This window comes from Paenibacillus silagei (assembly GCF_017874735.1).
Taxonomy (GTDB): domain Bacteria; phylum Bacillota; class Bacilli; order Paenibacillales; family Paenibacillaceae; genus Paenibacillus_AQ; species Paenibacillus_AQ silagei.
This window is the reverse complement of sequence record NZ_JAGGLV010000033.1, coordinates 28,883-44,971: the sequence shown is the minus strand read 5'-3', so window position 1 is coordinate 44,971 and position 16,089 is coordinate 28,883. Positions and strand designations below refer to the sequence as shown.

Sequence of the window (16,089 nt, the reverse complement as noted above, 5' to 3'; positions counted from 1 at the left end):
ACAGCCATGAGGTCATGGCTTGCTGAGCACCCTTTTTGGTATGGCGGGAACACCACAGCCATGGCTGGAGGCCATGCCCGTATTCGAGTAAAAAACGGCGGACTGGGTTCAGCCAGCCCTAGACGCCTGGTGCTGCCGTACGGACCGGAAACATCCGGCTGAACAGGAAGCGGGTCAGCGGACCGGCCACCAGCAGCTGGAGCGGTAGGGCGCAGATGAAATTAAGCCCCAGGATGGAGAAGTAATGACGGAAGAAGTTGTCCCCGAATCCGAAGTGTGCTAGTGTGCCGTATAGAGACATGAGAATGACCATGCCGCAGACCATGAAGCACGAGATCGTCAGCACTTTGCGGATCTGGGGTGCGGACGGCTTCACTATTTTGAAGGCCAGCCCTTTGGCAATTCTGCCAACCACCACAATATCGCAGAACAGGGCAACGGCAAGTGCCGGGAGCAAGCCCACAGCCACATCCGTGAGCAGCCTGCTGTTGAGTCCGTTCGCTATAATCACATTGTAAAAAGACATAAAGACGACCATGCAAAAACACATCATACTGGTGAAAATTAAAGCTTCCTTTTTGTTACTGCCCATGTTTCCTAACTCCCTTAAATGTAAGTTTGTCAAACTTCACTTATAGTAGCAGTGGGAGGGATTATTGTCAACCTGGTTGACAATTAGAGCGACAGTAATTCTCGGTAAGACGGAACTGCATTTCTCTAATGGAGGTCTTGTAGATGAATGAGTACATGAGCGGGTTGAATCTGGTCGATATGATCAGCGAGAAGCACAAGGTTCTGCGCGACAAGGTAAACCAGATGAGCGGCGAGCCGCTGAATAAGACAGAGACGCATATTCTGGCGATGCTGGAGCAGCACGGCGTTCTGTCCATTTCGGAGATCAGCAGGCTGATCAGCATTTCCCGCCAGGGGACGCAAAAGACGATCAACAATCTGCTGGCTGAAGGTTACGTGGATACTGCTGCTAAGGAAGGGAATAGCCGGGACAAGCCTATCGTGCTCACTGCGAAGGGGACAGCGGCTTGCCGGAGTATGCTGGAGATCAAGCAGAATATTGAAGCCGAAATCACGGCACGGATCGGCAGGGAGCAGGTGGAGCTGCTGCGGACGCTGCTTACACAGGACTGGCTCTGAGACCTCCTGAAAATGGCTGAATATAGCAAAAAAAGCTGAAATAAGCAAAAGGGACCGAGCGGAAAGCCTGCTTGGTCCCTTTTGCTGTGTCTTTCGGCGAATATCATTTGTTATTCATGGTTTGGGGTTTGTCTAGGATATCTGCATATATACAGATGGTGATAAAAGAATTAATGTAGTATCGAACGGCAGCAAAAATAGTGTCTGTATCCAATTAAAGGTCCAGATTTTATTCGTGCACCAGGGGTAATATAACAATAAAAAAGTCGGTGAGTGATGATGATGTCTTCGGTAAAAAGGTTCCTGATCGGACGGCCGCTGAAGTCCGATCAGCTGGGAGAACAGAAGCTTAACAAAACCAAGGCCCTAGCCATACTGTCCTCGGATGCTTTGTCCTCTGTGGCCTATGGCCCGGAGCAGATTCTGCTGGTGCTGATCACGGTTAGTACAGCCGCATTCTGGTATTCCATTCCGATTGCAGGCGGGGTACTGGTGCTTCTGCTGGCCCTGATACTCTCCTATAGGCAGATCATCTTCGCCTATCCCCAGGGCGGCGGAGCTTATGTTGTATCCAAGGAGAATCTGGGTAAATATCCGGGTCTGATTGCCGGGGGCTCCTTGCTCGTCGATTATATACTTACCGTAGCGGTCAGTGTCTCTGCGGGAACGGATGCGATCACTTCAGCTTTTCCGAGCCTGCATCCTTATAATGTGATAATTGCCATCATCTTCGTCCTGCTGATCACGACACTGAATCTGCGCGGGGTTACCGAGTCAGCCTCTTTCCTGGCGTATCCGGTCTATCTGTTCGTACTGGCGATGTTCATTATGATCGGGCTGGGCCTATTCAATGTGTTGACCGGAAGAGTACCGGCGGAGCTTCACACCTCACTGGGAACACCGGTGGCCGGAATCAGCCTGTTCCTGCTGCTGCGGGCGTTCTCCTCAGGCAGCTCGGCGCTGACTGGGGTGGAGGCCATATCAAATGCGATCCCCAATTTCAAGGCGCCGGCACCGAATAATGCAGCCAAAACCTTAGCGGCGATGGGAATTCTGCTCGCGCTGTTATTCTCAGGCATTGTGTTCCTGGCGTATTATTACGGCATAGCTCCGCGTGAACAGGTTACGGTGGTGTCCGATATTGCCGAGCATGTCTTTGGCCGCAACTTCATGTATTATGTCGTGCAGGGAACGACAGCCTTAATTCTGGTTCTGGCGGCGAACACCGGATATTCCGCATTTCCGCTGCTGGCTGTGAATCTGGCAAAGGATAAATTCATTCCCCGGATGTTCACTGTGCGCGGAGACCGTCTGGGGTACTCGAACGGAATTCTTAGCCTGGGCATCTTGTCGATTATCCTGATCATTGCCTTTGAGGGGCGGACGGAGCATCTCATTCCGCTGTATGCAGTCGGGGTCTTCATCCCGTTCACCCTGTCGCAGACAGGCATGATCGTCAAATGGCTCCGGCACAAGCCAGAGGGCTGGCTGCCTAAGCTGATCATCAATGCAATCGGGGCGCTGATCAGCTTCATTGTCACGATGATGTTCTTCCTGACCAAATTCACGCAGGTCTGGCCGGTCCTGGTCTTCCTGCCGCTGATTATCCTGTTCTTCTACCGCATCTACAAGCATTATGAATCGGTCGCCGATCAATTGCGGGTAGCCACCTGCGGGGAGCCGCCGCTTGCGATTGAAGGGAATATCATCATCCTGCCGGTAGCAGGGATTACCCATGTAGTGGAGAATTCCTTGCGGTATGCCAAGTCGCTGAGTGCGCAGCAGATTATCGCCGTCCACATCCCGTTCGAGCGGGAGGATGACGCTATTTTCGAAGAGAAGTGGAAGAAATTCCATCCTGAAGTACGGCTGGTAACGCTGTATTCACCTTACCGCAGCATCATTCATCCATTGACCAAGTTCATTGATACGGTTCAGCGCAAGGCTAGCGAGTCGAATTATCAGGTGACCGTCATTGTCCCTCAATTCATACCGAAGAAGGGCTGGCATAACATTCTGCATAACCAATCGAGCCTGCTGATCCGCGCGCATCTGCTGTACCGGCGCAATGTAATTATCACTACCGTCCCTTATCATTTGAAAAAATAACAGGATTATGCACATGGAAGCCCCCAGCTTACGGATATCCGCAGGCCGGGGGCTTTCTGTACCTCCCCGGGATGTGTTAAGCTTGACTCCATAAGAGAAGATTCGCTTCTTCAAGGCACGGTTAAGCTAGGAGCAACAGTCAGCGGATGGAGGGACAGAGGTTGAAGAAACGCAGGTTGAACGGGACTCGAATTAAGGCAATACTGATGATGCTTATGCTTGTCCTGCTGCTTACAGGGTGCGCGCAAGGCACCGCCCATGTAACCGTGAAGAAGGACGGCTCCCTGGATCTGGCCTTCAGTCTTATGCTGGATGCCCGGGCAGAGAAGCTGGTCAGCGGCAAAGCGGAGGAGCTTCTAACCACCCGGCTGGCGGCCGCAGGCATAGAGCTGAAGAAGACAGCAAGCGGCAAATCAACGGAATATCAATTTCATAAATCGTATGCTTCGATGGAGGAGCTGAAGAATAGCAGCAGCGGCTTTGATATTGTAGAGGCCAAGGTGGGACAGACGGACAGGTGGCTGTATACCAAATACGATGTGGTGGCCCAGCCTAAGCTGAACGCCTACTCCGATGAGATTATCGACGGCATCGGCAGCTTGAATGTCCCTAAGTCCCTGGTGCGGCTGCTGATGGGCAGCTTCTCCGTCGATTTCAAATTAACGATTCCCTATGATCTATACGGGGCTAATAATGCGGCCGAGCAAGACGGCAACACGTTAACCTGGCATGTGTCCCTTGCGGATTCCGAGCCGATTCAGCTGGTAGTCTATGTACCGGATATCAGGAATATTGCGATTACTGCATGCGTCATCTTGCTTATTCTGGCTGTAATTCTTACATGGTTTATCAGAAAAAGAAAGCTGAAGAGGCTCAAGGCCCCGCCTGAAGGCAAGGCCCCTACTCATCGCCCGGGACCGCTCTAAGCTTCGTGTGGAAGCTCTCCCGGTACTGCCCGGGGGTCATCCCCTCCTGCTTACGGAAGGAACGGATGAAATTCTGTGAATTATTGTATCTCAGGCGGGAGGCGATATCCTTCACGGGCATATCGGTCTCCTCCAGCCATTTCTTGGCCATTTTGAACCGGTACATGGTCAGGTAATCACTGAAATAATACTGCGTCTCCTTGCGGAATACACTGCTGATGTAGTTGGCGTTATAATGCAGCCGGGAAGCACACTCCTCCAGCGTCAGATCCTGGTCATACTCATGCTGGACGATGTCGATCAGCTTCTCGGAGATATTATGATACTGGGCGTTCTGCCTGCTGTGGAAGATGACGATGACCGGCTGAATCACAATGGTCCAGAACCAGTCTTCAATCTCGGCCACGATATGCAGATCGGTCAGCTCCTCGAACAGGGAACCGCCCGCGTGGTAGATCTGATTCAGCGTAATTCCCGATTCCTGCATCATAATGAGCGTATTGTTCAGCAGCCGGGTCAGCGGAATCTGATATTCCTGCGGCGACAGTCCCAGCGCAAAAATACACTTGAACAGCTTATGCAGCAGCTCCTTCGCCTTATCGCTGTCCGCCAGCTTGATGGCATCCATCAGGTCATTTTCCGTGTGGGTCGGGTAGTTCAAATTGAGATAATGCTTGCCGGAATTGATATTCTCGTACTGGATAATGATACCTTTGCCCAGGGTAATCCGGTGCTTCAGAGCCTCCAGGCTTTCCCGGTAGGCAATGGACATTTTGTCAAACGAATGAAACGGCAGGCTCAGCCCAATGCTGACCTGCAGCTTCAGGACCCCGTTAATCTCCTGCTGGAGCTTCTCCGTCAGCGCATAGAGTATCCGGTGAAAAGCTTCAGTGCTCTCCTCCTCACTGCCGATGACGACAGTCAGGGCATGGCCCATCATCACAGGGGTTAGCCTGTGCTGCGCAGAGACCAGCTCCTGAGTCATATTATGCGCTGCAAATAAGAGCAGATTGAGATCCTTTTTCTCATAGCTGTTCTCCTCGGAGAAGTCGATGCTCAGCGTAATGACAGCCATCGTCTTCCATTCCTCGACTTGCTTACCGTACCCGTATTGCACAAGCTCCTCCATCAGCTCCCGTCTTCTCAGATTGCCTCCGAACGCCTGAATCAGAAAGAAGGTCCGCACCTGTCCGAGATGCTGGCTAACCTCCTTCTCCAGCTGTGACTTGGATTGGAACAGGGAATGGACCTGCTCACCGATGAGCTGGAATTCATCCGTACGCCCTGCCCGCAGACCGGGACGGCGCAGTCCAATCTGGGTCAACAGCCGTTCGATGGGTGTGTACATACGCCGGGAGCCGAGCCAGGCAAGCAGCACAGACAAGAGCAGCATGAACGTGCAGACGAATACCGTGTAAGTGCCGATTTTGCCGGATTCGCGGGTCAGACTCTTGATGGAGGTGGCCGACAGATAGATCCAGCCGTTCAACTGGGAACGCATATAGGTGATCGAGTAATCAGCTTCATTAAGCTTGGTCTTGAATTGTCCCGATGGCTCAGTGGTAGTGGCGATCTGCTCGAATCCCGTGAATCCGGCCGCTGTGGCAGGCTCTCCGATCAGCTTGCGGTCCGGATGCAGCAGAATCCGTCCGCTTTTATCCAGCACCATAATATTGTCCAGCGGCTGCATATCGGGATTAATGAAGTCCTGGAGACTGCAGGCCGGAATATTGGCCAGAGCCAGTCCGTATTTCTGCAGCTTGGTGGTCGGCAGCTTCTTAATCAGGCTGATGCTGTAATTGCAGCCGGTCACGTTAATGCTCTCTTCACTGTAGAACAGGGAGGAGGGGTTCAGCACCCAAGAAGAGCTGCCTTCCACATTCAGCAGATTCGTCAGTTGCTCGTAATTGCGGTATTCATTCAGCCGGTAGAGCCCGGAATTCTTGATCATCCAGTTCTGGCGCTGATTGAGCAGGATGACATCCTCCAGCTTCGTATCGAAGGACTGCATATTGCGGATTTCATTGCGGATGTCGTTATATAAAATGAAATCGTTTTCACTAAGCGGGTTGTTCAGCGCCTTCTTCAGCACCGAAGAGTTTACGACCTGGTTCAGTGTCTGGTTGACAGTATTCAGCTTATGCTCTACATTTGAGGTAATTTGTAAAATGAGTTCCTTTTTGCTTTCATTAACATTTTTTTGAATCTCACTGGAGGATGTGAAATAGGAGAACGAACCAATGAACAGCACCGGCAGGATGCTGATGGCGAACGCGAACATAGTTAATTTACTGAGAAAGCTAAGATGTTTCAACAGCGTTCAGCACCTTTGCATGAAATAGGAAAATCACTGTCTTAAGTGTATGCATCACGAAGGATAATAACAATAATCATCTGGTGCCGCAATAATCATTTTCTCTAATCATTCATACATAAGCTGCATTATTCAATAGATAGGCTTCTAAGGCAGATAAATATTACGCTTCAGGGGGTTATGGAATGTTCAACCGGTTAACGGGCAGGAAGAAAGCTCTTGCAGGGTGCTTCATCCTGTTCTTATTGTTCATTATATTAAGCGCTTGCAGCAGGGATGAGTCTGGGCGTTCCGATTCAGCGGGGGCAGCGGCACCGATCTCGATTCTGGCACCGCTGCATTTTCCGCAGACGCCTTCAGCGGAGCTGATCGCCGAGATTGAGAGACTGACCGGGACTCAGCTCGATATTACCTGGGTGCCGGAAGGCGTCTACACGGACAAAATGAATACCGCACTGACCACCGGCTCCCTCGGCAAAGTAACGTTCGTGAAATTTACCGATTATAATCCGGTCAAGAATATGATCCGCTCGGGCGCTTTTTGGGAGATTGGTCCCTATCTGGCGGAATTTCCGAATCTCAGTCAATTGAATGCGGCGATTCTTAAGCAGACTTCGGTGGACGGGGGAATCTATGGTCTCTATACAGAAAGACCGGCCTCCCGGCAGGGCATTATTATCCGCAAGGACTGGCTGGAGAAGCTGCATCTCAGTCCGCCCGGAACGCTGGAGGAACTCTATGAGGTGATGAAGCAGTTCACCACGAATGACCCGGACGGCAACGGCAAGGCAGATACCCTCGGACTGGTGGACCGCAACGACCTGGTGTACGGGGTATTTAAGACGTTAAGCTCTTATTTCGGTACGCCGAATAACTGGAAAATTGAAGATGGACAGTTCATCCCGGAATTTGCCACTTCTGAATATATGGACACGATGAACTTCATGCGTAAATTATACAAGGAGGGGATCATTAACCAGGATTTCGCCCTGACCAGCAAGGAAGTGCAGCGGGACAAATTCATCCGGGGAACGGCCGGGATCTTCATCGGGAGCATGACGGATGTGCAGCGGCTCTCCATTGAGGCCAAGGCGATCAACCCCAAAGCAGAGCTGACGCTGATTAACAGGATTAAAGGGCCGGACGGATATAAGGTATGGTCCATACCGAAGTACAACGGCTTGTACCTCTTTTCACGTAAAGCCATTGCTACCGAGCAGGAGCTGAAGCAGGTGCTGGGATTCTTCGATCGCACGATGGATGAGGATGTAGCGGGCCTGATGGCCTACGGCTTCGAGGGCCGCCACTATAAGCTGGACGGGGAAGGCAAAGTGATTCTTCCGGAAGAAACGTCCCAGCTTCGGGTGTATGAGGTCAATCCGCTCAATTCCCTGATGATCGCCGATGTAGGCAATACCCATATCAAGGAGGTCGCACAAAAGGAGCAGCTCACCGCCCTGGCCGACCAGCTCAGCCGGGATAACGAGCAGTTTCTGGTCGATGATCCTACCGTGTCGCTAACCTCGCCGACCTATGACGAGAAGAACGCCGAGCTGTCCGCGATCATCGTGGATGCCACCTACAATTATATTCTCGGCAACATCGACGCCGCCGGCTTCGCCGGGGAGGTAGAGAAATGGCAGACCAGCGGCGGCAGCCTGATTATTCAGGAGTACGGGGAGGCGGAGGGGAAGGCGCGGGAGGGGGAGGAGTGAAGGTGAACCCGATACATTAGTATGCAAATTGAATCTGCTAATGCTGCTGGAAGTGCTTATGTAGATCAATGCAATTGATGCTGAATTAAGTGAATTATATTTTGTGTTTATGTCGACACCCTAATACAAAAATTCCTATGATTCGACAATATTCCACCATTTCCAAATTTATATTATTGTCATATGATTGGGATTGGGGATACATAAGAAGGAATCTTATATTAGTTCTTTAGTTGGTCTTACGAATGCCCATTATGAAATAGAAATATGGGCATTTTTGTATGCTTTTGTTTATTGAGTTTAGGAAGGAGCGAACAGGATAAGAAATAGATACTTTTTTATTTAAAATTATATTAGGAGAGTTATTGTGAAAAAACGGATATCAATATTTTTTTCTGTAGTAGTTATTTTGACTATGTTTCCAAAATTAATGATAGCTTCAAATTATAACTATGATCAAGGTTTGAGATTAAAATCTGAGATATATCAAAGATAATATACAGTATCAAAGAAAATTTTCATATGATAACAATGGTAATCTTCTAGGGAAATATAGCACTTCAAAAGATTTTTTGATTCTGGAATCTTCATTTGATGCTCGTACAGAATCAACAAATTTTAAAATCCAAAACCCGTTTTTTTCTTTATCAAATAATATCTATAAAGAAGGAGCACAAAGTCTCTATTTCCATTCTGCACAGCCAACAGTAACGACAGCCGAATCTATAATGATAAACGTTACACCCAACACACTTTATACACTAAGCGGCTGGATCAATGACAAACTAACCAGTGGTAATGCGAGTATTGATTGGATGGAATATAATTCATCCAACGAGCTTATCTACGATGGTGGGACTGTTTTTGCTGTTAATAAGGACAAATGGCAATATGATAGGGAAGAATTTATAACAAAGGCTCAGACTACCAGAATTATTCTTAGGGTTGTACTTGATGCTGGGGCGGCAGGTGAAGCATATTTCGATAATATTAGACTCGAGAAAGGGAATACCCTTCCCATTGCTTATGATTCTTTTGAATTAAATCAAAGTTCATGGTACGCCAATTTACCAAGTAGTATTTTCACATATTCCACTGATGGTGCTAAAGACGGAAAACAAAGCTTGCGATTTTATTCTCTTAATCCAGTTACGGCTACAGCGGAATCTGGTGATTACATTGTGAAACCTAACACCAAGTATGTATTAAGCGGGTGGATCAATAACTCCTTAACTACAGGAAATACATATATTGATTGGATGGAGTACAATAACGCAGGTGAATTAGTTTTTGATGGAGGATCAGTCTACACTACGGGAAAAAATAAAACATGGCAGTATAGCGCTGTGGAATTTACAACCAAGCCAACAACTACCAAAGTTGTTATTAGGGCAGTCGTAGATGAAGTTGCTACTGGAACAGTGTATTTTGACGCTATACAATTCAGTAAAGGTGAAGGGCTTCCATTATTAGTTACAGATTTTGAAGAAAATGATCTGTTATGGTATGCATCAACTCCAAAAATCTCATTATTTAGAGGGTTTGCCAAGAATGGATTATCGAGTATGAGATTCTTCTCAAATGAACCTGTAACAACTACAGCAGATTATGGACAAATTATCGTTGCTCCAAACACAAAGTATAAGTTAAGCGCTTCGCTTTATAACTCGTTGAATACTGGTGGATTATATGTGGATTGGCTTGAAGTCAATGAGAAAGGCGAATTAATTTATGATGGAGGCACATTATTTAATGCAATTAAAAAGCAATGGGGAGATAGCGAGATAGAGTTTACCACTAAATCACAAACTTCAACTGTTGTATTGAGAATTGTATGTGACTCCGGGGCAACTGGTACCGCTTACGTGGATAATATTAAATTTATTAAACTGCGTTAACAGCAACATACGAAAGACTTTTTAATTATTTGCACCAAATATAACTTCATTTAGACAGGAGAGTTTATGTTGAAATTCTTTAAGAAAGCAAGACAGCCTTTATCGATTATTTTATCAATTGTTTTGTTGTTTTCCTGTTTCCCGCCGGTGAATCAAGTAACGGCTGCGGGAGAACGTAGCCAAGAACTATCGGCTAACATTGTACCAACCCCATCCCCTACGCCAGAATCACCGGACGAGCTATTTTCCGATTCACTTGTTCCTATGCCTAGCGCAACACCTCCACCGAGCGGAGAATTCAAATTATTAAACTCCGGGCAGCCTGTTGCCGATGAAGAAGTCACTGTATCCAATGAAGTATATGCTGACACGAACGAACAGACTCTTCAGACATTAAGGGCTAAAACCCTCCAGAAAAAAAATCTGCTGCAAGCCAGAACGAATAAGCAAAATACTAATCCAAACTTATCTCGGATTACTCCGCAAGATGCTGCCGATTTGAGCCGGGAGGAAATTCAAGCTCTTGTTGAGTCAGGTGCATCCATGGTGGATGTATATTGGATTAACTTCCTGCTTATGGGACAAACGAAGTTGACCTCCTTGGACATTCTGAAGTTGAAGCAGGACAAGCAGCTTAGCTGGGAAGATGTACAAGCAATGATGCAAATGGAGCCCAAAGACAACTCTTTTGATTCCTCGGTTGTAAAGAACGTATATGATGAAATTGCAAGCGATCTATCCTTAGATGCTCGCTCTTCCGTGATTTCTGATGTTTATGAAACTCCGGATAAGACCCTGCAAAACGCTTTTGCGCCAACTTCATTTACTGCTTTTGATGCTTCGGTGTCTAGTATACTTGATGATATGATTGTTCAAGCCCAAATTAACCAGGTTCAGAAGCCACAGTATAACGACCGGGATAAAAGCGGTGAAGTCGTTGACCCGGTGTCAGGCAGTCTGAACTACAAAAAGAACCTGCTTCATTTGCCAGGTGTAGATGGTTTGGACCTTGATGTAGGGATTATGTACAACTCCAATCAAACTGTTCCCTTCACACATAATTACTATTGGAATCCAAATTTCGGAATGTATGATCATGATTATAACTATGGAGTACCCTTTATAGGAAATGGATGGTCGTTTCAGTTCCCCTACATTCAAAACTCCGGTGATGATTACACTGCGTATTACCATGATGGACAAGGAAATACGTATAAACTCGGAAATATAGATGAACTTTCAAATTATACAGGATTGATCAATTACAAAGGCAAAGACAAGAGATTTGTTAGCGAACCATGGAATAACGGTCAATTCAGCAATGGTCAAAACAGATCTTCAGGATACATTGAGCACTCCGACTTGACGCGTGAGTATTATTCAACCAGTGGGCAATTAATTGGAATTGTTGACCGGTTCGGTAATGCCATCACTTTTAATTATACTTACGGATATATCTCTTCCATCACCGATACCCTTGGACGAGTGGTTAGAATAAGTTATGAAGACACCCTTAACTCATCTAATTTTGACGGAGATGATATTGTTCTCAGTGTGTATGATGGACCAAGTGAAGTACAGAAGGTCGTTTTAACCAAAGGCAGAGTGATTGCCAGCATGCCTAACGGCGCTTTGGTTGAACCCTATAAACGGGCTATCCCTGTTCTGTACTCTTTCACAGACCAAAACGGGGAGAAAACCTATTTCGATTACCAGAATGTGGTGGACCTATATAATACTTATGGTTATAATCTCAGTTCACTACTGAAAGAAATTCGTTACCCTCACTCTACGACTAAATATGAAATGGAAGGTGTTTCACGTAAAATCCAGCAGTATGATTATGTCACTGAATATCGTGTGAAATCGAGAGGGGATTATACCGGAAGTAAGGCATACTATCAAATGAATTACTCCTATGACGGTGATTATACAGGAAATGGGGTTAACGAATATCCTAATCACTTACCTGATAACTTCCGGTTTAGTACTACTTCAAGAATAGTAAGTAATACCCCTAGCAACGGAATTCAAACTACAAATACCTTTGATAAAGATGGAAGAGTTCTGCGGACAGAGACCCGGGAGGCTGGCGGAGAACGAAAAGTAATTGAAAATACAGCATTTCACGGGTTATTTACTCAATCACCCATACGCACGACGATCTCGGAATATTCCGCTCAAGATAGTGACGCCACGGCTGACCGGAAGTACACCGAAACAGAGCTTAATGAGTGGGGGCTAGTTCGAAGCCAGACACAACCGTTAACCAGTGACAAGTTTAACAATCCTGGAATTAAGCAGCACTATACTACAACATATCAATATGAACCAAAGTATCGATTCTTGGATACAACATCCTGGTATCAGAATGAATCTGATCTGGCTCCAAAGAGTGAACGGTATACGTATACAGATAAGGGCAGACCGGCAACGGCAACCAATGCTTTGGGTGAGCAAACCACATACAGTTATGATAGCCGCAATACATCGGGTGGAATCTCTCAAGTAACGACAGAGAAGATTGCCAACGGTCAAATTGTTGCTAGAAATATAACTCTGTATGGGCCGGAAAGCCGTTATGCAAATCCTACTGAACAACAACAGTATTTCAATATCGGCAAACCGGATCAGAAAATTGTCAAAACCTATATGACTTATGATCTTGGGACGGGGAATTTAAAAAGCCAAAAAGATGGCAACAACCAAATTGTAGAGTATGAGTATGATGCGGCCGGTCGTCCCAAAAAAGAAACGTATCCAATCCGAACCAATAGTAACGGTCAAACCTTCAGAGAGGTTATCGATTACAATTATTATAATCAATCTTCGGTAAACTTTGATTCTGTCAATGATGGAACGTTCGTTTTAAAAGTGAATACCATTAAAACCCTGACTTATTTGGCCACGAACTCTTCGATGTCAAGTAATTCAGCTGTGTATTATAACGGACTCGGTCTCGGCCTTATGGAAGAGCATTGGAACAGTAATGTTGGAAAATGGGTCTTTGCCCATTATCATTACGATGACCAGGGACGGGCAACCTATCAGAAGGATACGGAAGGTAATGAGATTACAGCAACGTATGATGTTTGGGGGAAACAGAACCGCGCTACCAGTGCCAATGGTGATCTTGTGGTTAGTGACTATAATACCAAGATGCGATTGAGCACTAAATATATCAGTGATAAGCTCACAGGTGAAGCTCTAAACTATTCCGAGCAGCAATTTGATGAATGGGGCAATTTAATTTCAACGTCGACCTTTAAAGACTGGCCTGCCAATCAGCAAAGAATTAGTGAGTCCTATCGATATGATATTAGGGGGAACGTCACTGGGTATACCGATCCGAACAGGAATCTGAATGAAGATGGTGTTACAACGTCGTATACTTACGATGCCCTCGACCGGTTGATTGCTGTCAAGGATGCTTTGAATCAAACGACGAAGTACGCATACGATGGTAACAGTCAGCTATCAGCAGTAACCATCCAAGCCAAGAATGGTTCGCCGCAAATGCTAAATGCCAAAACATATAATGAACTGGGTCTCCTTAATGTGAAGCAGGATGGAGCCTCACAGAGCGAGAGTTATGCGTATAACAGTCTTGGTCAACTGGAAGCTAAGACAGACCGCAACGGAAGCGCGTTCGGATATACGTATGACGAAGGTGGTCAACTGAAAAATAGTTTCATTAGCGGGAAGATTAACAATGTAGCGCAAACCGAAGAAACAAAGATAATCCAATCTGCAGGCAATTCCCAGACAAAGAAAATACAAGCTCTTAAGAATGGGGCCATTGCTGCTACTCTAACCCAAACCTTTGATAATTTAGGTCAGGTCAGATCTGCATATGTACAATCTGGTACTCACTCAGCATATATTGCTAACAAGCTGGACACTCTGGGCCGTATGACAGAATTAAATGACTCATATATGAGCTTCTACACCAAGTATCAATACAACAAGGTGCGCCTGGAAAAGGTGCAGACCAATGGAAGTTCTACGCTGAGCAATGATCCGTCCGTCAATGCACAATATAGCTATTATGCCAATAACCTGGTAGACACCATTGTATATCCAACCTTGACAGATGGAAGCAGACTTATCAGCAAATATACCTATAACAAGGCGCTGGGCTGGACGGAGACGCTGACGAATACGAAGGGAAATTCGGTCCTCTCCAGCTACAGCTACGGTTATGACAATAATGGTAACCGGACCTCGGTTAGCGAGTCGCGTAACGGGACAGCGGCACAAACGACCTATTATGGATACGATGTATTAAATCGGCTGGAATCTATCACACGGCCGGATGGCAGCCAGACTAAATATACTTACGATGTGCGTGGCAACCGGCAGACCCTATCTGATACAAGCAGTATAGGCTTTGAAACGATGGATACCAGTTATACGTATGATTTGCAGAATACTCTTACGAGCATGACTAAGGGCGGCTCGGTAACGAGCTTCAAGTATTATGCAGACGGCTTACGGTTTACGAAGACTAACGGCAGTACGCAGACGCAAGTGGATTATAACTTCCAAGGACAAGTGATCACCGAAGGGAAACTCGTTAACGGGGTGTTGGTGGAGCAGGCGAACTTTGTCCGTGGTGACCGGGTGCTGGTCAAGAAAGACAAAAAGACTGTCCAAGACTATTACTACCTGTACAATGGCCATGGTGACGTGGTGCAGATTGTGAATACAAGTGGAGTAGTGGTTAATAACTACAATTACGATGAGTGGGGGAATATCACAGGTCAAGTGGAAGGAGTATCCAACTCCTTCAAGTATACTGGTGAAGTGCATGATGCTGAGACGGGACTGTATTACCTGCGGGCACGATACTATGATCCTAGTATTGGGCGATTCCTAAATGAGGACACAGTTGAGGGGCAGATTGATAATCCGCTGACGCAGAACTTGTACACATATGTAATTAATAATCCGTTAATTTATATAGACCCTACAGGACACATGCATGCAGAAGGTGCTGGCTGGGGCGGTTTTGCGGGGAACAGATACTCGGCAACAGATCCATGGAAAGGCTGGAGCGGGCCGGTAGGAAGCGTTGCTAATTTCTTAATCTTAGATGACGTGAACACCCTTCGGGACCCTGATTCCTCCGCATTAGCCAAGGGGCTGGCAGCAGCAGGCTTTATACCCCTAGGTAAGGTCGTCAAAGGCGGAAAGCTAACGCTGCAACTGCTCAGCAAAGAAGGGAAAGTTGTAGAAAAAGAATTTAAGCTAGCTGGAGACGCATTAAAAGCTGCCCAAAAGGCTTGCAATTGCTTTACCGCCGGAACGAAGGTTCAGACCGATGAAGGGGAGAAGCCTATCGAGGATATTGAGGTAGGGGATAAGGTTCTCTCGAAGTCTGATGAGACCGGAGAAGTGGCATATAAAGAAGTCGTGGGGTTGTTCCAAAAGCAGGCTGACGAAATCTACTATGTCCATGTAGGGGATGAAATTATTGAGGTTACAGGTGAGCATCCGTTCTGGTTGGACGGTAAGGGATGGACGTTTGTTAAAGACCTGAAAGTTGGTGATTTGCTTGTTTCAAGTGATGGTTCTAAACTCGTAATAGATAAGATTGAGAAAGAGCCACGAAAAGCGACGGTTTATAACTTTGAGGTTAAGGATTTTAACTCCTACTTCGTCTCTAATCTTGGTGTTTGGGTGCATAATTGTGCATTGCAAAATGTATTTAAATCAATTAAAGAGGCACCTCTATATCCAAAAGGATTCTCAGGTGCTAAAAATGGAACTGTTAAAAATAAAGTAAATAATGGAGAGTTACTGGAGGAATTACGTGCAATTGAATCTGGAACATGGAACAAGATTTACAAGGATGGTGTGGACGCAAACGGTAAAAAAATCTCTATCCACTACTTCCAAAGCCAATCCGGTCAAGTTTTTAATGTTAAAGTTAAGAATGGATGGAGCAATTCGTCAAGTCAAATGCCTTAATA

The 16,089-nt window shown here is 46.4% G+C and carries 8 protein-coding genes; 6 read left to right on the top strand and 2 right to left on the bottom strand.

The window, feature by feature from the left end:
• Window positions 1–118: 118 nt before the first annotated feature.
• Complete coding sequence (locus J2Z70_RS30375; RefSeq protein WP_209879119.1) at window positions 119–592, bottom strand: DUF2798 domain-containing protein; 474 nt, start codon at window positions 590–592, stop codon at window positions 119–121.
• Between the two features lie 143 nt (window positions 593–735).
• On the opposite strand from J2Z70_RS30375, the gene J2Z70_RS30370 reads away from it, so the two are divergent.
• From J2Z70_RS30370 to J2Z70_RS30360, 3 genes are all read left to right on the top strand, one after another.
• Entirely contained in the window at window positions 736–1,152 is a 417-nt protein-coding gene (locus J2Z70_RS30370; protein ID WP_209879115.1) for a MarR family winged helix-turn-helix transcriptional regulator, read from the top strand.
• Between the two features lie 279 nt (window positions 1,153–1,431).
• The gene (locus J2Z70_RS30365; RefSeq protein WP_209879170.1) at window positions 1,432–3,261 is read left to right on the top strand and encodes an APC family permease; all 1,830 of its coding nucleotides are present in this window, start codon (window positions 1,432–1,434) and stop codon (window positions 3,259–3,261) included.
• Window positions 3,262–3,422: 161 nt separating this feature from the next.
• On the top strand, window positions 3,423–4,187 hold the full coding sequence (locus J2Z70_RS30360) for a hypothetical protein (RefSeq protein WP_209879113.1): 765 nt from the start codon (window positions 3,423–3,425) through the stop codon (window positions 4,185–4,187).
• Here J2Z70_RS30360 and J2Z70_RS30355 read toward each other — a convergent pair.
• Entirely contained in the window at window positions 4,162–6,501 is a 2,340-nt protein-coding gene (locus tag J2Z70_RS30355) for an AraC family transcriptional regulator (RefSeq protein ID WP_209879110.1), read from the bottom strand. The genes J2Z70_RS30360 and J2Z70_RS30355 overlap by 26 nt on opposite strands.
• Before the next feature lie 185 nt (window positions 6,502–6,686).
• Here J2Z70_RS30355 and J2Z70_RS30350 point away from each other — a divergent pair, with 185 nt between their 5' ends.
• The 3 genes from J2Z70_RS30350 (at window position 6,687) to J2Z70_RS30340 (ending at window position 16,087) form a co-directional block, all read left to right on the top strand.
• The gene (locus J2Z70_RS30350) at window positions 6,687–8,216 is read left to right on the top strand and encodes an extracellular solute-binding protein (protein ID WP_209879108.1); all 1,530 of its coding nucleotides are present in this window, start codon (window positions 6,687–6,689) and stop codon (window positions 8,214–8,216) included.
• A gap of 572 nt (window positions 8,217–8,788) precedes the next feature.
• Complete coding sequence (locus J2Z70_RS30345; protein WP_209879106.1) at window positions 8,789–10,114, top strand: hypothetical protein; 1,326 nt, start codon at window positions 8,789–8,791, stop codon at window positions 10,112–10,114.
• 69 nt (window positions 10,115–10,183) lie between these two features.
• Window positions 10,184–16,087, top strand: a complete 5,904-nt coding sequence (locus J2Z70_RS30340; protein ID WP_209879104.1) for a polymorphic toxin-type HINT domain-containing protein — start codon at window positions 10,184–10,186, stop codon at window positions 16,085–16,087.
• Window positions 16,088–16,089 lie beyond the last annotated feature (2 nt).